Origin of the sequence: Candidatus Accumulibacter aalborgensis (assembly GCF_900089955.1) — a bacterium.
Taxonomy (GTDB): Bacteria; Pseudomonadota; Gammaproteobacteria; order Burkholderiales; family Rhodocyclaceae; genus Accumulibacter; species Accumulibacter aalborgensis.
Map to the genome: position 1 here is coordinate 42,204 of NZ_FLQX01000133.1, position 22,265 is coordinate 64,468.

At 62.8% G+C, this 22,265-nt stretch carries 20 protein-coding genes; 8 read left to right on the forward strand and 12 right to left on the reverse strand.

Annotated elements, in window-relative coordinates; translation table 11 throughout:
- Positions 1-54: 54 nt before the first annotated feature.
- The 5 genes from ACCAA_RS15375 (at position 55) to ACCAA_RS15395 (ending at position 6,703) form a co-directional block, all read left to right on the forward strand.
- Entirely contained in the window at positions 55-1,773 is a 1,719-nt protein-coding gene (locus tag ACCAA_RS15375; protein ID WP_186408129.1) for a histidine kinase, read from the forward strand.
- Between the two features lie 145 nt (positions 1,774-1,918).
- The gene (locus ACCAA_RS15380; RefSeq protein WP_186408130.1) at positions 1,919-2,539 is read left to right on the forward strand and encodes a DVUA0089 family protein; all 621 of its coding nucleotides are present in this window, start codon (positions 1,919-1,921) and stop codon (positions 2,537-2,539) included.
- An 83-nt stretch (positions 2,540-2,622) separates the two neighbouring features.
- Complete coding sequence (locus ACCAA_RS15385; protein ID WP_186408131.1) at positions 2,623-4,179, forward strand: DUF4331 family protein; 1,557 nt, start codon at positions 2,623-2,625, stop codon at positions 4,177-4,179.
- A gap of 170 nt (positions 4,180-4,349) precedes the next feature.
- Positions 4,350-5,564, forward strand: a complete 1,215-nt coding sequence (locus ACCAA_RS15390) for a tetratricopeptide repeat protein (RefSeq protein WP_186408132.1) — start codon at positions 4,350-4,352, stop codon at positions 5,562-5,564.
- Entirely contained in the window at positions 5,561-6,703 is a 1,143-nt protein-coding gene (locus ACCAA_RS15395) for a HupE/UreJ family protein (RefSeq protein ID WP_186408133.1), read from the forward strand. The genes ACCAA_RS15390 and ACCAA_RS15395 overlap by 4 nt, the downstream gene beginning before the upstream one ends.
- A 45-nt stretch (positions 6,704-6,748) precedes the next feature.
- On the opposite strand, the gene ACCAA_RS15400 is transcribed toward ACCAA_RS15395, so the two are convergent.
- Genes ACCAA_RS15400 through ACCAA_RS15445 form a run of 10 tightly spaced genes read right to left on the reverse strand, consistent with a single transcriptional unit; the run spans position 6,749 to position 18,194 of the window.
- The gene (locus ACCAA_RS15400; protein WP_186408134.1) at positions 6,749-8,035 is read right to left on the reverse strand and encodes an adenylate/guanylate cyclase domain-containing protein; all 1,287 of its coding nucleotides are present in this window, start codon (positions 8,033-8,035) and stop codon (positions 6,749-6,751) included.
- A gap of 5 nt (positions 8,036-8,040) precedes the next feature.
- Complete coding sequence (locus tag ACCAA_RS15405; protein ID WP_186408135.1) at positions 8,041-8,808, reverse strand: prepilin-type cleavage/methylation domain-containing protein; 768 nt, start codon at positions 8,806-8,808, stop codon at positions 8,041-8,043.
- Entirely contained in the window at positions 8,784-9,758 is a 975-nt protein-coding gene (locus ACCAA_RS15410) for a hypothetical protein (RefSeq protein ID WP_186408136.1), read from the reverse strand. Before ACCAA_RS15410 ends, ACCAA_RS15405 begins: the two co-directional genes overlap by 25 nt.
- A 3-nt stretch (positions 9,759-9,761) precedes the next feature.
- Positions 9,762-10,223, reverse strand: a complete 462-nt coding sequence (locus ACCAA_RS15415) for a hypothetical protein (protein WP_186408137.1) — start codon at positions 10,221-10,223, stop codon at positions 9,762-9,764.
- 3 nt (positions 10,224-10,226) lie between these two features.
- Positions 10,227-10,871, reverse strand: a complete 645-nt coding sequence (locus tag ACCAA_RS15420) for a hypothetical protein (protein WP_186408138.1) — start codon at positions 10,869-10,871, stop codon at positions 10,227-10,229.
- Positions 10,868-12,409, reverse strand: coding sequence for a hypothetical protein (locus tag ACCAA_RS15425; protein WP_186408139.1), 1,542 nt, complete (start codon positions 12,407-12,409; stop codon positions 10,868-10,870). Before ACCAA_RS15425 ends, ACCAA_RS15420 begins: the two co-directional genes overlap by 4 nt.
- 15 nt (positions 12,410-12,424) lie before the next feature.
- The gene (locus tag ACCAA_RS15430) at positions 12,425-13,627 is read right to left on the reverse strand and encodes a type II secretion system F family protein (protein ID WP_186408140.1); all 1,203 of its coding nucleotides are present in this window, start codon (positions 13,625-13,627) and stop codon (positions 12,425-12,427) included.
- Between the two features lie 5 nt (positions 13,628-13,632).
- Complete coding sequence (locus tag ACCAA_RS15435; protein ID WP_186408141.1) at positions 13,633-15,345, reverse strand: GspE/PulE family protein; 1,713 nt, start codon at positions 15,343-15,345, stop codon at positions 13,633-13,635.
- Positions 15,346-15,369: 24 nt separating this feature from the next.
- On the reverse strand, positions 15,370-16,587 hold the full coding sequence (locus ACCAA_RS15440) for a tetratricopeptide repeat protein (protein ID WP_186408142.1): 1,218 nt from the start codon (positions 16,585-16,587) through the stop codon (positions 15,370-15,372).
- Positions 16,584-18,194, reverse strand: a complete 1,611-nt coding sequence (locus tag ACCAA_RS15445) for a type II secretion system protein GspD (protein ID WP_245754599.1) — start codon at positions 18,192-18,194, stop codon at positions 16,584-16,586. Before ACCAA_RS15445 ends, ACCAA_RS15440 begins: the two co-directional genes overlap by 4 nt.
- 181 nt (positions 18,195-18,375) lie before the next feature.
- On the opposite strand from ACCAA_RS15445, the gene ACCAA_RS15450 reads away from it, so the two are divergent.
- The gene (locus ACCAA_RS15450) at positions 18,376-18,612 is read left to right on the forward strand and encodes a hypothetical protein (RefSeq protein WP_186408178.1); all 237 of its coding nucleotides are present in this window, start codon (positions 18,376-18,378) and stop codon (positions 18,610-18,612) included.
- 56 nt (positions 18,613-18,668) lie between these two features.
- Here the strand turns inward: ACCAA_RS15450 and ACCAA_RS15455 are convergent, their stop codons facing one another.
- Together ACCAA_RS15455 and ACCAA_RS15460 are read right to left on the reverse strand one after the other, a co-directional pair.
- Positions 18,669-19,307: a ComEA family DNA-binding protein gene (locus ACCAA_RS15455; RefSeq protein WP_186408144.1), complete on the reverse strand. Its 639-nt coding sequence runs from the start codon at positions 19,305-19,307 to the stop codon at positions 18,669-18,671.
- Between the two features lie 167 nt (positions 19,308-19,474).
- Positions 19,475-20,254 carry an IclR family transcriptional regulator gene (locus ACCAA_RS15460; RefSeq protein WP_186408145.1) on the reverse strand — a complete coding sequence of 260 codons (780 nt, stop codon included), beginning with the start codon at positions 20,252-20,254 and terminating at the stop codon, positions 19,475-19,477.
- 150 nt (positions 20,255-20,404) lie between these two features.
- On the opposite strand from ACCAA_RS15460, the gene ACCAA_RS15465 reads away from it, so the two are divergent.
- Both ACCAA_RS15465 and ACCAA_RS15470 read left to right on the forward strand, forming a co-directional pair.
- Complete coding sequence (locus ACCAA_RS15465) at positions 20,405-21,082, forward strand: alpha/beta hydrolase (RefSeq protein WP_245754600.1); 678 nt, start codon at positions 20,405-20,407, stop codon at positions 21,080-21,082.
- Complete coding sequence (locus ACCAA_RS15470) at positions 21,066-22,178, forward strand: aminopeptidase (protein ID WP_186408146.1); 1,113 nt, start codon at positions 21,066-21,068, stop codon at positions 22,176-22,178. The genes ACCAA_RS15465 and ACCAA_RS15470 overlap by 17 nt, the downstream gene beginning before the upstream one ends.
- Positions 22,179-22,265: the final 87 nt, after the last annotated feature.

Genomic DNA, 22,265 nt, shown 5'->3' on the forward strand with positions numbered 1-22,265 from the left:
CGGGCAGGCGCCGGCGCTACGCATCGGTTTGCCGTCAACAGCCGGGTGTGGCTCATGACCGTTCTCGAGCGGATGGGGAACGCCTTGCGGCAGCGCCAGCGCTGGCTGTTGATTGCCTTGCTTGCGCTGTTGCATCTGGCGCTGGTGGCCGATGGCGGGACGGCGTTCGGCTTCCTGTGCTGGCTGGTGGACGTCGGGCTGTTCATCCTCTGGCAGCCGTTCGTCTACGCCGAACGGAAGGTCGATCTCGGCGGACTGGCGGTGATTGCGCTGGTGCTGGGTTGCGGTGTCGCCTGGTACGGTTGGTGGTTGATGATCGTCTGGGTGATCCTGCTGGCCGCCCTGGTCGGCGGGCGAGTGATGTTCACCGATCATCGTCCGACGCGTATTTTCTATCTGATCGCCTTCGCCTACCTGCTGGCGGCCTTGCTTTTCTGGCTGGTACCAAAGGTGGTGCCAAATGTCAGCGGCCCTTCCCTTGAACGCGAGTTCACCTGGGGCATGCCCCTCTTCCTCCTGGCCATGACGCTGCTGCCCCTGTCGCGCGAGAGTGATCGGCCGGGCAGCACGATGGTCGATCTGTTCTACAGTCTCTTGATCTTCCTGCTTATCGCCGTCCTGGTGCTCGGCAGTCTGGCCTTCATGCTCCTGCGCCAGTCCGTGTATCTCGAAGCCGTTCTTGACACCCTGATCTCGATGGCCGTCCTGCTCCTGCTGATCGGCTGGGCGTGGAACACGCGCCCAGGCTTTACCGGCATTGATGTCTTCTTTTCGCGTTATCTGCTGACCATCGGCCTGCCCTTCGAGACCTGGCTGCATCGCTTGACGATCCTGGCCAGCCGCGAGGGTGACCCGGAGAAGTTCCTGTCGCAAGCCCTTGACGAAATGCTCGATCTACCCTGGGTAGACGGCGGCACCTGGGCCGTCGGTGCGCGCCGCGGTTGCTTCGGCAGCGAGTCACGCTTCGCGCATGATTTCCCCGGACAAGCTGTATTGCTGACGCTGCATACCCGCCACAAGCTTAGCCCGGCGCTGGTCTGGCATTTCCATCTGCTGGCGCAACTGGCCAACGAGCATTACATCGCCAAGGTGCGGGCTCGCGAGTTGCAGCAGGTCAGCTACCTGCGTGCCATCCACGAAACCGGCGCTCGCCTCACGCACGACGTGAAGAACCTGCTGCAGTCACTGAACAATCTGTGTTATCTGGCGCAGACCATGAACGGCAGCGCTGACCAGCGGCTCGACGGGCTCCTGCAGCGGCAGTTGCCGCAGATCACCCAGCGCTTGCAGCAGACTCTGGCCAAGCTGCAGAAACCAGAAACCGAGGTCGGTGGCGTGCTGCCAGCCGCCATGTGGTGGACCATCCAGCAGCAGCGCTACGCCCACTCGGCAGTCAGCTTCACCCCGGTCGAGGTCCACCCCGACGCGCTGCTGCCCACGGCACTGTTCGACAGCGTCATCGACAATCTGCTGCACAACGCTTTGCTCAAAGCGCAATCGGAAAGTGGCCTGCAGGTGCGTGCGACGCTCGCCGCAGACGCCTCACTGCTCAGCGTATGCGACACCGGCAGCATGGTCAGTGACAGCGTGTTAGCCGACCTGCTGCGCGCACCCGTGGCGTCGGAAAGTGGTCTCGGCATCGGCCTCTATCACGCGGCACGACAAGCTGAAAGCAGTGGCTACCAATTGCGCCTGGCCAGCAATGTGCCGGGTCACGTGTGCTTCGCGTTGACCCGACACGAGTCGACCCGCGCAGCGATCGGCCAGGCCTGAAGTCGCCGCCCGCGTTCATCGCGACGCATCCGATCGCCGCGCTGCCGCGTAGAGCTTCATAGTCACCGCTCGAGTCAACCAGCGGTGCCTTTGGTCGGCCACGACTGTGGTGGCTGCGGTATCAATCTCTTCAAGGAGTGAATCCATGACTTCGATCTGCAAGAACGTGCAGCGCTGGGTCCCCCGCATCGCGGCCGCCGTCCTGGTGACGAGCAGCGTATCCGCGCTCGCTGCCAATTTTTCTTTCCGCGGCAATCTGGCGAGCGATAACGATGTGGAGTTGTTCGTCTTTTCGCTCGCGTCCGACTCCAACGTCACGCTGCGCACCTGGTCATACGCCGGCGGAACGAACGCAGCGGGCAACTCGATCGCTGCGGGCGGCTTCGATCCGGTCGTCGCGCTTTTCTCCGGTACCGGCAACGGAGCTATTCTGTTCGACGGCGACGACGACAGCGGCCCGGGCTTGGACGCGCTGCTGCAGCTGACGCCCCTGCTTGCAGGAACGTATACCGTGGCCCTATCGCAGGTAGCGAACTTTGCCAACGGCCCGACGCTTGGCGACGGATTCCTCGGCTTTGGCAACCCGGGCTTCGGCGGCCAAACTGCAGCGTGGGCACTCGACATCCTGGGGGCCGACAGCGCCAGCGTCCCGCTCCCCGGCACACTCGCGCTATTGATGCTCGGCCTGGCTGCTGCGCGTGTCACGCGTCGCCGCGCGTGTTCATCGATGCATCCGATCGCCACGCTGCCGCGTAGAGCCTTGTAGTCACCGTTCGAGTCATACAGCGGTGCCTTTGGGCGGCCACGAGTGGGGTGGCTGCGGTATGAATCACCTTAAGGAGTGAATCCATGACTTCGATCCGCAAGAACGTACAGCGCTGGATCCCCAGCATCGCGGTGATCGCCTTGGTCACCATGAGCATCGCTGCCCAGGCATCGAGCCACCGCGAAGCGCTGGCGGTGCTCAATGAGCCATGTGCCGACAACACCGACACCTACGCCTGGGTCGAGCCCGCGACGCACGACAAGCTCTACCTGATCATGAACTTCAACCCGCTGCACGAGCCCGGCCAGGGCAACCAGGGTCTGCGCGCATGCAACGGCTACCGCTATCAGTTCCACATCGGGATGGGCACCAGCATTGCCGACAAGTTCGTCTACCGCGTCGAGTTCAAGAACACCCTGAACCCCGAAGCCGCGCCCAGCCCGAGCGATCCCCTGGGCGGCGGCAACGAGCTGCTCTGGCAGTTGACCGGTGGCACCGAGACGATGAAGGTTACCCGCATCGTGCGCTCGAACCGCCCGATCCAGCTCGACGAGATCGACCCCACACGCACGACGGTGCTCGGCGACAGTATCCCGGTCCTGCCCAACAACCATGGCCCGCAAACCGACCGCCTCGTTTACGGTCTGGGTGCCTTCCATGGCTACGACTCGGGCGACCCATCCAGCCGCGAAGTCGGGCTATACGACCAGAACTTCGTCGATACCTTCATCCGCACTTTGAGCAACGGCGGGCGCGTCATTGCCGGGCAGTTCGACGATCCCTACCAGCTCGACGAGAAGGGGATTTTCGACCTGGTCAACCTGAACCGCGATGACCTGGGAGGCATTCCCGGCGCGCGCCGCCCACCGGGCAAGGACGTGTTCACTGGATTCAACGTCTTCTCGATCGCGATCGAGATACCCATTAGCGAGATCTTTCCGGACGGCATTCCACATAACGGCACTTCGACTGCCAACACCACCGACAGCCTGCTGCGCGTACATTCGACGATCAACCGCCAGCGCGTGCAGTCGGTCGACGTGAACAACGTGATCACCGGCTACAAAGGATCAGGCGACTGGGTCCAGGTCGGCCGCAACGCGCTGCCGCTGTTCAATGCCGGGCTCGTCGGCACCCAGCGTCAGACGCTGTACTTGCGCTCCAGCCCTGACCGCGACGTCACCAACTTCGGCGCCGACATCCTTTACCCGGTGCTGGTTCGTGACGCCGAGGCGCTGGGCATTTACCGTGCACTGGGCGTCCCGCCGGCCACGGTCAGCGTGCTCAAGGGCCCACGCCTTGACATCATCACCGCGATCAACCTCGGCCGGCCCATTCCGGTCGCCGACGGATCCACCGGCGACGTGCTCACGCTCGACGCGGCGATTGACTCGCGCTTCCCGAACGGGCGTCGCCTGGGCGGCGGCACGGCCCCGAACCGCAACCAGGTGAACGTCAACAGCGTGCTGATCAGCCTGATCGTCGCGGGTAATCCGGCTGCCGGCCTCGCCAAGGGTGTCGAGGTCAACGACAAGGACTATCTCGACAGGTTTCCGTTCCTGGCTCCTGCCCACCAGGGTCTGCTTCAGGGGCACGGCGGAATCAATGTTCCGACCGAACCAGACATACCTGCTCCTTAACGTTCGACTGAGCAAAGCGGAATGGTTGCCGTCAGCGGGAGCCGTTCCGCGTTTCTTGTGCACGGTCGCCTGGGAAAACGGGAAGCTGACCCCACCGCCTGGGCACGTTCCGGGCACGCGACGCGCCCAGGTGGATGTTGAAACATGATCATTTTCGGGGAGTAGCGTCGATGAGGCGATGGATTGGCGACTTGCAATCGGCGTGTCGGCACCTCGCGACAATCGCACTGATTGCTGTGGCCAGTGGCGCCCATAGCCTGCGTGCGGCGCCGTTTGTGCCGACCGATGATGCGCAGGTCCTCGAGCGCCTTGCCGAGCGCAACACGCCGCAGTATCGACAACTGAAGGCACTGCAGGCAGCACTGGCGCTGGCGCCGGGGAATGTGTCCCGCGCCACTGGGCTCGCTGCTGCCTACATCCGCACCGCCCGTCAGGAGGGCGATCCACGCTATCTTGGCTATGCGCAATCCGCGCTCGCACCGTGGTGGCGGGATCCGAATGCACCGACGCCGGTATTGGTGCAACGCGCGACCATTCGGCAAAGCCTCCACGATTTCGATGCTGCGGTTGGCGACCTGAGCACGGCGCTGAGGCGGGAGCCCTGGAATGCACAGGCGCTACTCACCCGCGCCACCGTGCTCACGGTTCAGGGCAAATACGCCGATGCGCGTGCCGACTGCACGACATTGGCCAAAGCTGCGCCCGAAATCTACGTGGTCATCTGTGTCGCCGCGATCGACAGCGTTACCGGCGAAGCCCGGCGGGCAGCCGATTCGCTGGTGCGCGCATTGGCCACGCTGCCGCGCATCGATGCGGCCAGCCGCGCCTATGGCGAGACGACGCTGGGCGAGATCGCGCATCGACTTGGTGACGCTGCGGCCCAAGCCCATTTCGCGGCCGCGCTTCAGGCGGATGCGCGGGACTTGTACCTCATCGGCGCGTATAGCGACTGGCTACTCGACCAGGGGAGGCCCGACGACGTCGTGCCCTTGGTGATCAACGAGACGCGGGTCGATCCGCTGGTGCTTCGTCTTGGCCTCGCGCAGCAAGCGTTGCAGCGACCCGAAGCGGCGACCACGATAGGCGCACTGCGCGCGCAATTCGACGCCAGCCGCGCCCGTGGCGACACGGTGCACCGGCGCGAGGAAGCACGGTTCGCACTCCACCTTGACCGTGATCCGGCCAGGGCGCTCTCTCTTGCCCGCGACAACTGGCGCGTGCAGCGCGAGCCTGCCGACTTGCGCATCCTCGCCGAAGCAGTCGCCGCCACCGGCGATGCCGACGCGCTGGCCACCGTTCGGCGCTGGCTGGCCGAGACGGGAATCGAGTATCAAGCCGTGGCAAATCTGGTCGGCGCGACGGCGCGACGAAACACCACCCAATGATGCGCCTGCCGTTCGCGATCGTCGCGCTGATCGTTGCTCTGGTCGTAGAGCCAGCGCATGCGCACAAGCCCTCAGACAGTTACCTCACGCTGAAAGTAGACGGCGCGACGGTCGACGGCCAATGGGATATCGCGCTACGCGATCTCGATTTCGCGCTGGGGCTAGACGCGAACCAGGACGGTGCGATCACGTGGGGCGAATTGCGTGCAAAGCATGCCGACATCGCTGCCTATGCGCTCTCGCGCCTGACGCTTGGGCCGCACAATGCGCCGTGCCCGGCGACGGTCACCGGGCATCTGATCGACAAGCACAGCGACGGCGCCTACGAGGTGCTGCGTTTCACCGCGCAATGCGCCGCAGCGCCGAAGGTCCTCGCGGTCGACTATCGGCTGTTCGCCGAGATTGACCCGCAGCATCGCGGCTTGCTCAACCTGCACGCGCAGGGAAACACCCGCGCCGCGATATTGGGCAGCGACGCACCCGTACAGCGCTTTACGCTGGGCGAACAGTCAAACTGGAAACAGTTCGTCGACTACGCCAACGAGGGCATCTGGCACATCTGGACGGGATACGACCATATCCTGTTCCTGCTGTCGCTGCTGCTGCCCGCGGTGCTCGTCCGCGCGACCGTTCCGGGCGAGCCTTGGGAGCCCTCGCCGTCGTTTCGCGCCGCCTTTGTCGACGTGCTGAAGGTCGTGACGGCCTTCACACTGGCCCACTCGATTACGCTTTCTCTGGCTGCGCTGTCCGTCGTCAGTCTGCCGTCGCGGCTCGTCGAGTCGTGCATCGCGGCCTCCGTCGTCCTGGCCGCGTTGAACAACGTGCGTCCCGTCGTCTATCGCGGTCGCTGGGCGATGGCATTCTTCTTCGGCCTGATCCACGGCTTCGGTTTCGCCAGCGCGCTGGCCGATCTCGGCTTGCCGCAGGAGTCGCTGCTGCTGGCCCTGGTCGCGTTCAACGTCGGGGTCGAAGTGGGACAACTCGCGATCGTCGCCGCTTTCCTGCCAATGGCCTACCGCTTGCGCACGACGTGGTTCTACCGGCGCGGAGTACTCGTTCCCGGTTCCGTTTGTATCGCGCTGGTTGCGGGTATATGGCTGGTCGAGCGGGCGTTCAACCTGCGTCTCCTGCCCGGCTAGTAAGCTGTAACGGCCAAATCGGCACCCTGCGGCCTCAGCGCTCGACTAGGCTTGAAGGATCGCGCTTGCCCGGCGGCCGATCAGCCGATGAACCACCATCGGCCCCTTGCCCTTGAGCAGAAGCGTCTGTGGTGCGTGAAAATCGAAGCGACCACGCAAGCGCCGATAGCTACGCTCATCGACCTGGACCCTGCCGGGAACGCCCTCGGTAGTGACCCGGCTGGCAATGTTCACCGTATCGCCCCAAAGGTCGTAGATGAACTTCTTCTTGCCGACGACGCCGGCAACCACTGGTCCCGTTCCGATGCCAATGCGTAGCTCGAGGTGCATCTCGTTGATGTTGAAATCGCGGTTGAGCAGCGCGCACATCTCCAGCGCCATGTCGGCAAGGGCCTCGGTGTAATCACTGCGCGCGTCATTGAGACCGGCGGCGACCATGTAGGCGTCGCCAATGGTCTTGATCTTCTCCAGGCCATAGTGCTCGGCGAGTTCGTCGAACGACGAGAAAATTTTGTTCAGCATGGTGAAGACCTGTTGCGGAGTCAGACCTTCAGCGACCCTGGTGAAGTTCACGATGTCGGCGAACATCACCGACACCTCGGCAAATCCGTCGGCAATGGTCTGATCGCTGTTTTTCAGGCGCTCGGCGATCGGCCCCGGCAGGACGTTGAGGAGTAGCCTCTCGGAGCGATCCTGTTCGATTTGCAGCAGGCGATGCGCTTCCTGCAGGCGCTCCTGGGCCTGATGCTTTTCGCTGTCCGAGTAGCGGAGCAGCAGATAGACGATGGTAGACACGGCGGCGAAGTTGAGCGCGAAGAAGAACGCCGCGGTCTGCGGCGGCACCTTGTACGTCGACGCGGGCAAGGAATCCGCCAGATAGTAGTCGAAACCGCCGGACAGCGCGGTCAGAAAGACATAGGCGAAAAACCAGGCGCCCGACTGCCGCGGGCCAATGAACAGGACCGCGCCCACTGGCGCCAGCAAGGCCCAGATGCTGATTCCGCTGGCGGTTATGAAGCTGCCGATACTCCACTGGGCAACGAAGGGGGTGAACAGAAAAAGCGACAACTGGACGACACGGAAGCAGTTGAAGTCGAGCGTCTTCAGATACACCAGCAGATTGCCGACGAGCAGCAACTGCAGAGCAAAAGGAAGGTTGGACGAGAAGCGCGGCCCGAGTTGCCAGTAGATCAACAGCCAGACCATCGAGGCGCAACTGATCAAACCGGTGGCAAAGATCAGCAGAGATTTCTGCAGGCGCAGTTCTTCGCAGTCGGTCGGTGAGATACCGGCATGGCGCAGCCGGTCGAGGAAGGTCCGCTCGGCAGTCATGGGGTCTAGGGAAGTTGGCCTGCCGAGATCATGCGGTTCATCAAGAGGTAAGGCGGAATCCAGACGACGATGTCGTCGAATTCTCCGCCCACCGGAACGGTGGATGGATTCCTGGAAAAAAAGACCGGGGTCGAGAACGCGTTCGCCTGGGGGTTGGCATTGAGGTCTTCATCGACATTGGTGCTTGATCCATCCGCCAGTGCGGTGCCGTCCTCGGTGATTCCCCAGTTGTTCTTGCCAGTGGAGTAAATGACCGCCGGCGCGCAAGGCGACGCGCTACAGCTACTGTCGCTGCCGATGAGGTAGCTGGTGATGCCCGCGCTATCGCGGGTCTTCACCTTCAAGCTGCCGTTGGTAGTCAGCGTGAACGGGGCATTGGCATAGGCCGGCGTGACGCTGTAGCGGATGATATGGTTCCAGGCGTCGGTTTTCTTGACGCCCAGCGTTGCCCAGGGAATCAAGCCAGTGCAGCCGGCAGCCGGACAAAGCGCCGGATTCTCCGCCCCGTTGGTCGCCGAGGTTGCGGGCCTCGGGAGGCGGCGGTTGACGACGGCAAAGCCGATCAGCGCGTCGCGTATCTCGCTGATCTGCTGCTGCGTCTCGTTGTAGTTCCGCTGATCGATCTGCGCCGATAGCGGCAAAAGCAGGCCACCCAGGAGTAGGCCAACGATGAGCAGCACGATCGCCATTTCGACGAGGGAAAAACCTCCCCCACACGGCGTGCCGGCGCCCTGCTTGCCAGAACTGTTCAGGGGCAGGGTGAAGCTGGGCATGGAATGACGTCGATGGTCTGGTTGCTGCCGATTATTCCCAGCCTGGCCAGGTTTGGGCTGAGTCGCTGGTAGGTGATCAAGGGCAGCCAGCCGTTGGCACTCAGCCAGACCACGGAAACCGGGTTGATCATCAGCTCGTTGTAAGGCAGCTTACCGCTGGTCGTACCGACGTCGCCAACGCCATCGCTACCGCTGTCGGCCCAGGGGAAGGTTGAGTAGGCTGCCCAGTAACGGCGCAAGCCGTAGGTCGGCGGGCCCGCGGCGTTGTCATCCGGGCCGCGGATTTCTGCCAGGACGCGCTGGCTGACGGTGCGAAAGATATCGTCGCGGGTGATGGCCAGTGCCTTGTCGTTGAAGGTCGGTGACGGCGGTCCGGAAATGTAGGCGCTGTTCGGGTAGGCGTGGTTGGCTTCGTCGAGATAGTCCGCAGCGGCGTTGCTCGATCGGCCCGACTGGTTTGCTGCGGGGGCGCCGGGGGCAAAGATGATGGCCGCGATATTCGGCCGGCCGTCGAGAGTGAGTTCCAGAGGCCTCTGGGGGTTGATCGGCTGGGCGGAATTATCATCTCGCAAGGCGGGTGTCAGAGCATACCAGAGGCGCTCGCCGGCGCTATCGCGCAGATCGCCCACCCTGAGATATTTCCAGGGCAGGCGGCCGATGTACGAAGGACAATGGTTGCCGACCAGAAGTGGGACCCCGCCATCATTATTGGTGTCCGGGCAGGGCAGGCTTCCGGGGCGGTTTTGGTCGGTCGCCGCTCGACCGATCAGCGCTTCCTTGGCTTGGGCCATCGCGGCGGCCGTCGCCTTGTCGAGCTGGTTGCGTGCGCCTATGGCCTCGCCCCGCCCCAGGACCCAGGAGGTGGCGGCGAGAAAGATGAAGAGCATGAGGATGAGCAATGCGGCGCCAGTCTGGCGAGCCGGGAAAGCCGAGAAATGATTTCGTCGCACGGACTACCTGGCGACGGCTGATCGGGTACTGATCCGACCGCCGTTCAGCAGATCACTCGCTTCGCCCGTGTGACGATTGACCGTTTCACCGACCCGTGCCTTCGCCTGCGGCGAATCGCTGCTGTCGACCAACACCTTGCCCGGCTCCCCTAGTCGAGGTGTCACGGTCAGGCCATTCGCCGTTTGGTCTTCATTCTGCGGCCTGCCGTTCACCCACGCCGTCCGTTTGCCACTGCTACGGGTGACGACACCGTCTATGGTCAGCGTCGGATCCGCCTGAATCTGCTGTTTGTCGAGGATGTTCATTTCTCGCTGGCGGTCGAGTTGCTGCCGGCGCTCAGGGGTGAAAAACAGCCGCCCGAGTGCGTCGTCGGCGCCGCGGGCTGCGCAGGGCACCAGGACTAACAGCCAGCCGCCAAGTGCCAGGGCAATGGCGGCGTCTGCTGCGGGCGAGAACCTGTTCATCGGCTATCCTCCTGCCTCCCTGTTTCCTACCCCCCCACCCGGCCCCTGTTTTCCGCTCGCATCACGCAACGTCAGCCAATCGATTTCGCAATCAGCCAGCAGGTTCGACCGGCCACCGTTGCGCTCGTCAGCGATCGCTGGCAGACGGGTTACCGTGCAGGCCCTGACCAGGATCAGCGCCCTGGCCTGCCTGCGCAGATCGGCAAGCAGGCGGGTAAGGTCCTCTTCGTGCAGCAGTTTTAGCTGCAGTTTCATGCTGCTCGCGTAGAAAACGAAATTGCCGGCCGGGTTGCCTTCGAGCAGACGCTGTGGCGAGATCTCATACTGCAGGTCGATCAGGCGGCGCTGGTCGCGGATTTCTTTCAGCAACTCCACCCACTCCAGGCGCTGCTCTTCGCCAATGATGCCACGCTCCTGCAGCTTGTTGAAGACGATTGATTTCTGCTTGATGTCGATTTCCTCGTCACGGACCTGCTTGAGCCTGGCATCGGCCTCGTTACGCTCGGCCATGACCGTCACTCTGGCCAATTGCGCGCTCCTCATGCCGCCGTGCGCGACGTAGAGGACCGTGCTACCCGCGGCGACCATCAGCAGAGCAGCCAGAAGGCTCGCCTGAACCTTGCGCAAGTCGCTGCGGCCAAATTTCATTCGCCGACCACCCTGCGGATCTGGACCTTGAACTGGCGCGTCTGCTGGTCTTCAATCGCCGCCTCGCCTCCCTTGAGCGATTTTCCTGACTCAACGTCGAAAGGCTGCTGCAGCACCTCAACCTCCAGCCCTGGGTCGCGCCTCAGAACGTCGAGCAGGCGCTTGAAAACGTGCAGCACTTGCCGCGGACTGCTGTCTGGGCCCAGCCTCAGGCTGCCACGTACGATGGCAGTCTCGCTCGCTCCGGCCGGTGAAGTGGTACGCCCGGCCTCGGCACTGCCCGCTGCACGTGACAACGGCCCGCCGGTCGCTTTCCATTCGATCGCTTCGAGTTCCACTGACGCCGCGCCTTGCAGCGCGCCGCTGATTGCGCGATAGAGTTCATCGGGCAACACACTGGCTTTTTCGAATTCGACGTAGCGATTGATGACGCCGCGCAGAGTCTGACTGGTCGTCGGAATCGGCGGGAAGGTCTTGACAATGTTCTCGTAGCCGCGGCGGGCCAGCTCGGTTTCGGTCTTGATGACCTCGATTTCGTCGTTGAGGCGGGCGCTATCGAACATCTCTTTCCCGGACCACAACAGGCAACCGAGCAGCACCACGGCGCCGACGCCCCGCAGCACAGCGCGGACAACCGAGAGATGGTAGTCGTGACGCTGGTCGTCGCTGGCAAACTGGGCCGCTGGCCGCTCAGTGGTCAGCAGCTTCAGAAAGAGCGGCTCGCAGTCGGTGCCCGCCGGCAAAGCCTTGAGACCACACTTGTCGGCGCTGTCCGCGATATCGAGGATCGTGAACGACAAGGTATCGCTGTCGCCACAACAGCTCTCTATCGCTGATCTGGCACTTGCATGGGCGAGCAGATAGGCGGTGATCGGCTGCTTGCGGCCAATGACGCGTTGACTGACGAGATACTGCTGGAGTTTCAGCGCTTCATCGGCAAACGTCTGCGCGAAACCGGCAACCCTGTTGTGGTGCAGGGGTGTCAGGCGGCTGAAGTGTAGCTCGCCCTTTTCCAGGTAGCTCTGACGAATGCTCTGGTCCTGGATGGTCAGCAACAGACAGCGCTCGTCGCTCACTCCGAGCTTTTTGAGCAGGGTCGGTCCGAGCAGGGGGAGCGAGTAGAGACCGGCCAGAGCCACCTCGGCGCGCGCCATGGCACTTAACCAGGGAGCGAAAACCTCGTAGTTGGTGAACGCGGCAAGCATGATGCGCTCGTCCTTGCGCCTTGTCTTTTCGTGGCCCAGCGAGATCGCTGCCGTCAGCGTAGCGTTGAAGAAGGCCTGCCCCAGCTTGCGCGCGACGATGGCGTGGCGATCGCTGCCGCGCAGGAAGGGAATCGTTTCGATCTGAAAACCTTCTTCCGCGACGTTGGCCAGAAGCAAAAAAATGCTTTTCGGATTTTCGGCGAGATAGCCGGCGAATTGCAGTTGCCCGGCTGCCGTGGCATCAAACGACCCCTCTTCGATCAGCTCGCCAGCTCGCCAGTGAAAAGCGGTCACCCGATGGGCGCAAACGTAGATAAGGCGGCGAGCGGTCATGGGGCTGAGGCTTTGCTAGGTCTTGATCTTGCTGATCACGTCGTAGACCGGCCCGAGGACAGAAAGCATGATCCACCCGAGCAGGCCACCCATGACCATGGTCAGCAGCGGTTCGATCAGTTGCTGCATCTTCTGGACCGATTCCCTCACGTCGCGGGTATAGAAGTAACTGACATTCAGGAGCGCCTCATCCAGTGCGCCGGTGTTCTCGCCGACGCGCAGCATGCGGATCACCAGCGGGGGAAAGAAGCCGGTACTGTGAAAGGCAGCGGTGACGTTCTGCCCGTCGCCAATCAGTTGTTCGACACGCTCCAGTCCGCGGCGGATGACCAGGTTGCCGACGACATCCTGGGTGGTGCGGATCGACTCGAGAATCGGTATGCCGGAGGCGTAGAGCAGGGCAAAGGTGTTGGCGAAGCGGGAGAGAACGATCTTGCGCTGGATATGGCCCAGAAGAGGCAGGCGCAGCTTGAGTCCGTCAAACCGGAAGCGTGCCAGTGGGTTGCTGCGCAGGAGCATGCGCAGAGCAAGCGTGGCCAGCAGAGGCAGCAGAAGGACGAGGTACCACCAGGCAACCATCAGGTCGGAAACGAAAAACAGGATTTGCGTCTGCAAGGGCAGTACTTGCCCCATGTTCTTGACGAACATCTTGAGTTGCGGCACCAGATAAACCATCAGGAAGAAGGTTGCGACGAGAACGACCAGGCCGACAAAGGCTGGGTAGGCGACCATTTTCTTCGTTTGCGACGCAAGCTCGTCCTCCCATTTCAGCGATTCGTTGAGGCTGTGCAAGACTTCCGGCAAGCGGCCGGTGGTCTCACCGGCCCGGATCAGGCTGACAAAGACCTTGTTGAACACGCGATGATGACTGGCCATGGCCTGCGAAAGCGTCTTGCCACCTTCGATCGATTCGATCAGGCTGGCCACTACCTCGCGGAAGCGTGGATGTTCGAGACTGTCGCGCAGGTCGGTCAGCCCTTCGATGACCGGCACACCGGCCCGCACCAGTTGCTGGAGATGGAAACAGAAGTGGATGAGTTCCCTGCGGGCGACGCCACCGCCGGCAAACAGGCCGCGATGACTGACTGGCTCGCCGCTGATCAGGTCAAGCTCCATTCGCCGCAGTCGCATCTCGAGGTCGACGAGGTTGATGGCATCTATCCGTCCGAGGACCCTCCGTCCATCGGCATTGACCGCCTTGTAGGTATAGAGCGCCACCAGGCTTACATCCGGTCGGTAAGATCGACGACGCGGCCGACTTCCTCGAGCGCGGTGGATCCGTCGAGAACGCGTCGCAGGCCATCGTCAGCCAGGGTGGCGAAGCCTTGTCGTTCGGCGAGTTGGCGCATCTCGCGCACTGTGCTGCGACGAGCGATCAGTTCGTCCATGTCGACGTTGAGCCGCAGGAGCTCCATGATCGCCAGGCGCCCGCGATAGCCCTGGAACTCACAGCGCTCACAGCCTTCCGGGCGATAGATCACCGGTCGCGTTCCGTCTGCCAGCTTGCCCAGCAAGCGAATCTCGTGGGCCTCGACCTGATAGGGAATCTTGCAATGGATGCACAGTCGCCGTACCAGCCGCTGCGCGATGATGCCGATGATGTTGCCGGCCATGATGTCGGGTAGCACACCAATGTCGAGCAGGCGCGGAATGGCGCCAATCGCGGAATTCGTATGCAGGGTCGAATAGACCTGGTGACCGGTCATTGCCGCCCGCAGCGCCATCTCGGCGGTCTCAGCGTCACGAACTTCGCCAACCAGGATGATGTCCGGATCCTGACGCATCATCGAGCGAATCCCGTTGGCGAAATCGAGTTTGACCGATTCGGCAGCGGAGGTTTGTCTCACCAGGGTCATCGGGTACTCGACCGGGTCTTCGAGGGTCATGATGTTGACCCCCTCGGAATTGATGTGGTTGAGGACCGAGTAGAGCGTCGTCGTCTTGCCGCTGCCCGTGGGGCCGGTGACGAATATGATTCCTTCGGGACGGGCGATCATCAGTTTGAGCTGGTCTAGCTGTTGTGCGGCAAGACCCAGGCCTTCGAGCGGTACGATTCCCTTCTGCCGGTCGAGAATGCGCAGAACGATGTTCTCGCCGTGAATCGTCGGTTGTGCCGAGACGCGAAAATCCACCGGCCGGCCACGCATGTTGAGCGAAATACGCCCATCCTGGGGAGCGCGCGTTTCGGCGATATTCATTCCCGAGAGCACCTTGATACGCACCGCCATCGCTGGCCAGTAAGTCTTGTGCAGGGAACGAATCTGCCGCAGCATGCCGTCGATCCGGTAGCGGATGCGCAGGAAGCTCGCTTCCGGCTCGAAATGGATGTCGGAAGAATCACGCTTGACGGCATCGGTGAGAATCGAATCGATCAGCCGAACAACCGGCTGGCTGTACTCGTCAGCCGATGATTGCAGGCCGCGGAAGTCGACTTCACCGGTTTCGATTTCGTGCAGTATGCCGTCGATCGACAGTTCATGGCCGTAGTACTGGTCGATGGCGCGATCGATCTCGGTCTCGCCGGCGAGCAGGGTGTCGATCTCGATGTCGCCGTCGGCCAGCGCGCGAATTCTGTCGAGGGCAACGATGTCGTTGCTGTCGGCAATGGCCAGCGTCAGACGATGATGGCCCGCATCGTAGTCGAGCGGCAGCAGATGGTGGCGCTTGGCCAGATCGCGGGGGACGAATTTCAGCGCCGAGGGGTCAATGATGGCTCGCGACAGATCGACGCTCGGTTTGCCCAGGCTCTCGGAGAGCGCCTCACGCAGCGTCGCCTCGGAGACAAAGCCGAGCGAGACCAGAAGTTTTCCGATCGGCCTGTTCGATTTCATCTGCTCGAGCAGGGCGATGCGCAATTGATCCTCGCTCAGGATTCCCTTGCCGATCAGGATCTGCCCCAGTGGCCGGGAATGGGCGTGAGCGCCAGCCTCGTTCATCGTCGGATGGCTAGTATCTTGGCATCACGGCTGTAGCTCAAGGATGCGTTTGCCCGCCGCGTCCTTGTCGAAAGCACTGTTCCGCGTTTGCGCGGCGCCCAATGCCATGCGGTAGTATTGTGCCGCCAGCTTGTTCTGGCGCAGGTGGTCGAGGCTGACCGCGACGTTGAAAATGTAGTCCGCGTTGTCGGGTTCCACGGCATAGGCCTTGAAGTAGACCTGCTGCGCTTCGCTCCAGCGACCCTGGAAGGCATACACGTTGCCCAGCGCAAAATGGAGCGCGGGCGAGTCCGGCTGACTGGCGAGCAAGATTTTCAGACGGCTTTCGGCATGTCCCGCGTCGCCCTCGCCGCGCAGGTTGATCAGCGCTGCCTGGGCAGTGACATCGGTTGGGTCGGCTTCAAGCACTTGCCTGTAGAGGTGCTGCGCCCGATCGAGTTGCCCCTGACGAGCGGCAATCACGGCCAGACCGAGAAGCGCGTCGACGTTTCGGGTGTCGACGCGCAGCACCTGTTCGTAGCCACGACGCGCTTCGTCCAGCCGGTCCGCCTGCAAGTCTTCGTAAGCACGGTTGAGAGGCTGCTCCGGTGTCGCTCGGGGATGGCTTGGGCGGAACAATGCCGGCGCTTCTCCGTGCGGGATATTTACCGCTTCCCTTGCTGGGCGGTCCGCACGCGACGTGGCGGCGGATGCTCCGGGTGCTTGGCGCGGCTGCGCTGGGGTCAATTCCGGGGCCAGCCACCCCGGCGGTGGCGCCACAGCTACCACCGGGGTGGCTGGCAGGACCGCCTGGGTTAGCCGCGCTGGCGTTGCCGCCGGTCGGCCCATCGAGCTGCCGCCGATGGACTGCAACTGCCACCAGAAGTAGCCCCCGATACTCAGCATCGCCACGCCGACCAGGCCAAGGAAGAGCCACAACGACGCGTGTGAACGGGGCGCCTCTTTGGCGGCAAACACGTTTCTTGCCGCGGCGCGCCCGGCTGCCTGGCGATTTGCGGCGTCAGCGAACGTGGGCTCCTCTCTCCCCTGTGGCCGCGGTATCGCACTGGCTGCCGCGTCCGTCGGGTCCGCGTCGAGATGCCGCGAGACCTGCGCTAGCTGGCCTGGGTGAGGATTGGGCAATGACTCGAGGGGGTCGAGGGCCATTTCGTCCGCAGGAGCGGCGGCCTCCACACGGCTCGACGGGTCGGCCAGCCGCTTGGCTTCTTCGGCGCGCCGCAAGGCATCCATCAGCAGGCTCACTGAAGGGGCTCCGGATTACGGTCGGGAAGCGAGAACGGCCGGTAGACTTCATCGCTCTTGAAGAAATCTCGGTTGGGCAGGGACTGCCGGAAACTGCTGAAGTCGCCATCGATGGAAGCGTCCTTGATCACGGTCGGGCGCAGGATCACGACCAGTTCCGACTTGGTCGACGAATTGTTGCGATTGTTGAACACCTCGCCGAAGAAGGGGATGTCGCCCAGGCCTGGCAGGCGGCCGGTCCGGTTATCAAGCCGGTCCTCCATCAGCCCACCGAGGACCGCGATATCGCCGCTCTCGATGCGCATCATCGACTCGATCTCGCGCATGCGAATCTGCGGCACCAGGTTCTTGATGTTGTTGGCGGCGAGGCTTGGATTGGGGTCCTGTTTCAGCTCGGCGATACTGGAAATCGACGGGCGGACGTTCAGGGTTACGGTGCCACTGTCGCTGATCTGCGCGGTCAGGCTCATGAAGAAACCGATGGAAACGGACTGCGGCGTGGTCGTCGTCGTCACCGTGGCATTGGTGTTGGGACCGCCGGGAACGGTATCCTGCTTGACGTTGAAATAAACAAAGTCTTCCGAAACCTTGAGCGTCGCCGTCTGATTGTTGAGCACCGCCAGCTTCGGACTGGAAAGCACCTTGACGGTGCCAAAAGCGCGCAGCAGTTCCACGGTGGACAGCAGACTCACCGGGTTGAGGTCACGGTACTTGATGACATAGGGTGTGACGGCACTGGGCACGTTGGTTGTCAGGGTCGGTTTCGTGATGCTGTACTCGGTCCCGCTGGTCAGACGACTCCATTCGATGCCTTGCTGGTAGCCGTCGGAAAGTCCCACTTCAACGATCGTCGCTTCGATCAGCACCTGCCGCCGGGCGCTGCCCATGACCCGGTCAAGGAACTCCTGCACTTTTTCGTGCTGCTTGGCGGTGGCCCTGACGGTGATCACCCCTCCTTCCGGGTTGGCGATCACCGCTGCGGCTTCGCGGAAAGTCATCCGCTTGACGACCAGTGCACCCGTGTTTTGCAGCGTGGCCGGATTCGGACTGCCGGCCAACGTCGGCGTGACATGACTGCCACGCGCCGCGGCGATGGTCGGCGCCGTCGCTCCCGTCCCTGTGGTACTCTGCGATCCTACCTGCTCGGTCACGGTCTCGGTCGATCCTTCCGGGAAAACCTTGTCCGTTTCGTGCAGCAGGTCCTTCAGATTCTTCTCGAGAGACTCCCAGAAACGGTTCCTGGACTTGTTCTCGATCTGTATGCGGGATGTATTGCCGGTGCCCGCGACGCCACCGCCACCGGTCGCCAGCGCGCTGGTTGAAATCTGCGTATTGGTCGATATCGTACCCGTGACATCACGAGCGATATTGACGTAGTCCACCTTGTAGTTCTTGAGGTAGGGCGTGTCAGGCATCACCGCGAGGTTCGGCCCTTCGATCTCGAAGCGCATATCGACCTGCTTGGCAATGCGGCTGAGCAGTTGCGGCAAGGTCTGGTCAATGGCGTTGAGCGTCACCACCCCGGTGATTCCAGGATGGATGTCCACATTCAGCCTGGCGTCCCGCGCGAGGGCAAAAAGCAGATCGTGCACCTGGACGTTGTTCACGACGACGCTATAGGTTTCGGTTCTACCCGTCGCTCTGGGGCGGGGCAGCGATACACTCTGGTGAACGGGCGGCGGAATTGATCCCTGCGCGCGAAGCACGCTGTCGGCCTGCAGATGTCCCGCACCCGGCCCTCCGGTGAGCGTACCCGGTGTGCAGGCGCCGAGGAGGGCCGGCAGCACAATGGCACTGAGAACGCTGAGAGCACTGACAGTTCGCAAGGGCACGCTCGACAATGATCCGGTCAAAGGTGAGGTGATGTTACCACGTAAGTATTTTCGGAAGGCTCAAATGATCCTCCGGCGCGACTCGCTGGAGCTGGCACTACAGGCCATCACCGCGCTTCGGCCGAGCAGCTTCCTGACTCTGCCCGCCGGTCGTGCGGCGCGGCCGGACGCGGACGCCCTGCGCGGCCAATGAAAAACCCCGCCGAGGCGGGGTCTGTCTCTGGGCAAGGACGGTGAAGTGAAATACGACTACTTCTTTGCGGCGCCGGCGTCCGGTTTCTTTGCATCTTGCTCAGCGTCTTGCTTTGCTTTGCTGCTTGCCTTCTTGTCCGCTGGAGCTGCCGTAGCTGGAACAGGTGCCGATGTGGTCTTGGCTGCCGGCGCACTTGCCGCGGCGGGGGTGGCAGGCGCCGCCGGCTTGACGGGCTCAGCCTGGGCTGCGGGAACTGCCGCAACTGTCGGAGCGGGTGCCCCTGCACGCTTGACCGGCGCCGGGGTGGCTGGCGTTGCTGGTACACTTGCCGCTGCGGGGGTGGCTGCCGGAGCCATCGGCTTGGCGACCGTAGCGGGCGATGCAGCGGGAGCTACCAGGCCAGGTGGCTGCTTGGCCGCTTCGCCGGCCTTGGCGGCGGTCGGCCCGGTCAACGTCACGTCGCTCTTCATCTTGCCCAGGACTGCCGGACCAATTCCGGGAACCTTGGTCAAATCGTCGACGGCCTTGAACCCACCGTTCTTGGTCCGATAATCAATGATCGCCTTGGCCTTTGCCGGGCCAATGCCGGTGAGCATCTGCAGTTCCTTCTCGTTGGCGGTATTGACATTGACCGCCGCAAAGGAATTCAGCGCGATCATCAGCAGACCGGCCAACAGGGCAATGAGCTTGTGCATTAGGTTCCTCCTCGGTAGATGGGATTGGCAAACCACCAGGCATCGCTCTGCATGGCGCCCGGCAAGCTTCTTCTAACGCGCACCGGCCGCTTTTCGTTGACCCCAGTGCACAGATGCTTGCGCGTCGTGGTACTGCGGGTTAGTTCCTTGATCGATTCCGGCAGGGCTCATCTTCGCAGTGCCTTGCGGTAACCCAGGGCCACCGATATCGCGTTGGCCACCGCCTTGATCGGCGCCACCCAGGCCGGGTTGTGGCGATCGGAGGGTGCCGAGACGGAGACCCCGGCGACCAATTGGCCCTCGTCGTCGCGGATAGGCGCCGCAATGCAGCGCAGGCCGATCTCGGCCTCCTCATTATCATCGGCAAATTCGTGCCGGCGAATTTTGTCGAGCTCCTTTTCCAGAGCGTCGAGATGGGTCAGCGAGTGCGGCGTCTTGCCCGGCAGGCCGGTACGTCGGGCATAAGCGCGCACCTCGGCGGCCCCGTCAGCGGCCAGGAACAGCTTGCCGACGGAGGTCAGATGCAGTGGTGCCCGGCCACCGACCAGGTAGACCACACGCACCAGCGAGCGGCCACTCGAAGTGCGCTCGATGTAAATGATCTCGTCATCGCGGCGAATGCCGAGATTGACGGCCTCGCCGACCGCTTCGTGCAACTGCTGCATGTACGGCCTAGCCACCTGGCGAATGCTGATCCGCGACTTGACGATATTGCCCAATTCGAGCAGGCGGATGCCTAGCGCGTATGTTCCAGCTTCGTGCCGCTCGACGATCGCGGCGTTGCTCATCGCCGCGAGGATGCGGTGCGCGGTTGACGGGTGCAGTCCGCTGCTCTTGGCGAGAATCTTGAGACTCACGGGTTCCGGCATGGTGGCCAGTACTTCGAGCAGCGACATCATGCGCTCGATGACCTGTATCGAAGCTTTCTCTGCCTGTTGTTCGGCCATCGACTTCCTGTCGCCTCTTTCGTTTTTCCTGCCGGCGAAATACCATTGGACGCTCCGCCACTCCGCCGCAGCACCTTGTGCGGCGCTTTATCTTACCATCATCAATGCCGGCTCATCGCGAGGCTATCCGCCGCTACGCAGGAACGACGCGTGAACCCTGACAGGCGATCTCTGCCGAGCCACACAGCGGCCACCGTCATCCTGGTGCACGGCCTGTGGACGCCGGCCGCTGTGTTTGCCCTGCAAGACCGTTGGCTGCAGCAACATGGCTACCGTCCACTGCGCTTCGGCTATCCCAGCGTACGCCTGAAGCTGTCGCAGAACGTGCAGGGGCTGCAGCACTTTGTTGCGACGACGGACGCGACCGAAATCCATCTGGTCGGCCACAGTCTCGGCGGACTCGTCATTCTGGACATGTTGCGGCAAATGCCGGATCCTCGCCTGCGCCGGGTGGTACTGCTTGGCACACCCTGCCTCGACAGCCACTGCGCGCGACGACTGGCGGGGCTGGCGGGAATGCCCGCGCTTCTTGGCCGCTCTATCATGGAGTGGTTGTCTCGCGCGTCCGACGCTACAGTTGGGGCCGGATCTGCCGTAGAAGTGGGTGTACTGGCCGGTACGCGCAGCGTCGGCCTGGGCCGTCTCGTTCCCGGCTTGCCCCAGCCCAACGACGGCGTGGTAGCGCTGGCGGAAACGCGACTGGCCGGCGCCGCCGACTCCATCGAGCTGCCCATAGCGCACTCGGAGATGCTCGCCTCGCGGCGCTGTGCCGCGCAGATCGCGTCGTTCTTGCAGACAGGTCGTTTTCAACATGATCGACAAGACTAGAAATTGCTTCTTGCCGCTCGCGCTGGCCCTCTGGGTCGCCGGCTGCAGCAACTTCGGTTACTACGCGCAGGCGATCAACGGACACCTCGATGTGATGCGCGCAGCCCTGCCAATCAACGACATCGTTGGCGATCCTGCCAGCGACCCAACACTCAGGAAGAAGCTTGAGGAGGTGCAGTCCGTACGCGAGTTCGCCAGCCGCGCATTGGGCCTGCCTGACAACAACAGCTATCGTGCCTACGCCGACGTCGGGCGCCCCTACGTGCTGTGGAATGTCTTCGCGGCGCCTGAATTTTCCCTGCAATCAAAGCGTTGGTGCCTGCTGATGGTGGGCTGCGTGAACTACCGCGGCTACTACGACCGGCAGGCCGCCGAACGCCTGGCAGCGGAGCTGCGCGAGGACGGTTACGACACTTTTGTCGGCGGTGTGCCCGCCTACTCGACGCTGGGCTACTTCGACGACCCGGTGCTGAACACCTTCCTGCGCCTGGGTACCCAGGAAGTCGCGCGGACCGTGTTTCATGAACTGGCACACCAGGTCGTTTTTGTGCCGGACGATTCGCCCTTCAACGAGTCCTTCGCCACAACGGTGGAGAACGAAGGACTGCGGCGCTGGCTGGCGATTCATGCCACTCCAGAGCAACTGAATGCTTTCGAGGCGCAGCAGGTACGCAGAGTGGCCTTTGCCGGGCTGATGCGCGATTACCGCAAGAAATTTCAGGATCTCTATGAAACGCCTCCTGCCAGCGATCACCGGCACGACGGCAAGCTCGCGCTGCTCGCCGCGTTGCGGCGCGATTACGCCGATCTGAAGACAAGTTGGGGCGGCTATGCCGGCTACGACCGGTTCTTTGGCGAGGATTTGAATAACGCCAAGCTGGTATCACTCGCTCTCTACAGTGAGCTGGTGCCGGCCTTCGAGGTTCTGCTGGCGCAGCATAATCACGACTTAGCGCTGTTTTACCAGAGCGTCGCCAGCCTGGCGACGCTCGGCGCGGAAGCTCGGCGTGACTCGCTGACCCGGCTACTCCTCGCCTCCCGCGACACCAGGCAGGCACGCGCCAGCGTTAACGTCGATACAACGGAGATCCATTGAGGCCAGGCACCTTCCTCAAGCTTCCCGCTTGGCTGCCGATACAGTCTGTATGGCAGCCAAGCGGGCGACATGCACGAGGAAGCGAGG

What these genes read in the sequence shown, in the direction of transcription:
- ACCAA_RS15375 (WP_186408129.1), top strand. Translation starts at nt 55, where the DNA reads ATGACCGTTCTCGAGCGGATGGGGAACGCCTTGCGGCAGCGCCAGCGC.
- ACCAA_RS15380 (WP_186408130.1), top strand. Translation starts at nt 1,919, where the DNA reads ATGACTTCGATCTGCAAGAACGTGCAGCGCTGGGTCCCCCGCATCGCG.
- ACCAA_RS15385 (WP_186408131.1), top strand. Translation starts at nt 2,623, where the DNA reads ATGACTTCGATCCGCAAGAACGTACAGCGCTGGATCCCCAGCATCGCG.
- ACCAA_RS15390 (WP_186408132.1), top strand. Translation starts at nt 4,350, where the DNA reads ATGAGGCGATGGATTGGCGACTTGCAATCGGCGTGTCGGCACCTCGCG.
- ACCAA_RS15395 (WP_186408133.1), top strand. Translation starts at nt 5,561, where the DNA reads ATGATGCGCCTGCCGTTCGCGATCGTCGCGCTGATCGTTGCTCTGGTC.
- ACCAA_RS15400 (WP_186408134.1), bottom strand. Translation starts at nt 8,035, where the DNA reads ATGACTGCCGAGCGGACCTTCCTCGACCGGCTGCGCCATGCCGGTATC.
- ACCAA_RS15405 (WP_186408135.1), bottom strand. Translation starts at nt 8,808, where the DNA reads ATGCCCAGCTTCACCCTGCCCCTGAACAGTTCTGGCAAGCAGGGCGCC.
- ACCAA_RS15415 (WP_186408137.1), bottom strand. Translation starts at nt 10,223, where the DNA reads ATGAACAGGTTCTCGCCCGCAGCAGACGCCGCCATTGCCCTGGCACTT.
- ACCAA_RS15420 (WP_186408138.1), bottom strand. Translation starts at nt 10,871, where the DNA reads ATGAAATTTGGCCGCAGCGACTTGCGCAAGGTTCAGGCGAGCCTTCTG.
- ACCAA_RS15425 (WP_186408139.1), bottom strand. Translation starts at nt 12,409, where the DNA reads ATGACCGCTCGCCGCCTTATCTACGTTTGCGCCCATCGGGTGACCGCT.
- ACCAA_RS15435 (WP_186408141.1), bottom strand. Translation starts at nt 15,345, where the DNA reads ATGAACGAGGCTGGCGCTCACGCCCATTCCCGGCCACTGGGGCAGATC.
- ACCAA_RS15450 (WP_186408178.1), top strand. Translation starts at nt 18,376, where the DNA reads ATGGCACTGAGAACGCTGAGAGCACTGACAGTTCGCAAGGGCACGCTC.
- ACCAA_RS15455 (WP_186408144.1), bottom strand. Translation starts at nt 19,307, where the DNA reads ATGCACAAGCTCATTGCCCTGTTGGCCGGTCTGCTGATGATCGCGCTG.
- ACCAA_RS15460 (WP_186408145.1), bottom strand. Translation starts at nt 20,254, where the DNA reads ATGGCCGAACAACAGGCAGAGAAAGCTTCGATACAGGTCATCGAGCGC.
- ACCAA_RS15470 (WP_186408146.1), top strand. Translation starts at nt 21,066, where the DNA reads ATGATCGACAAGACTAGAAATTGCTTCTTGCCGCTCGCGCTGGCCCTC.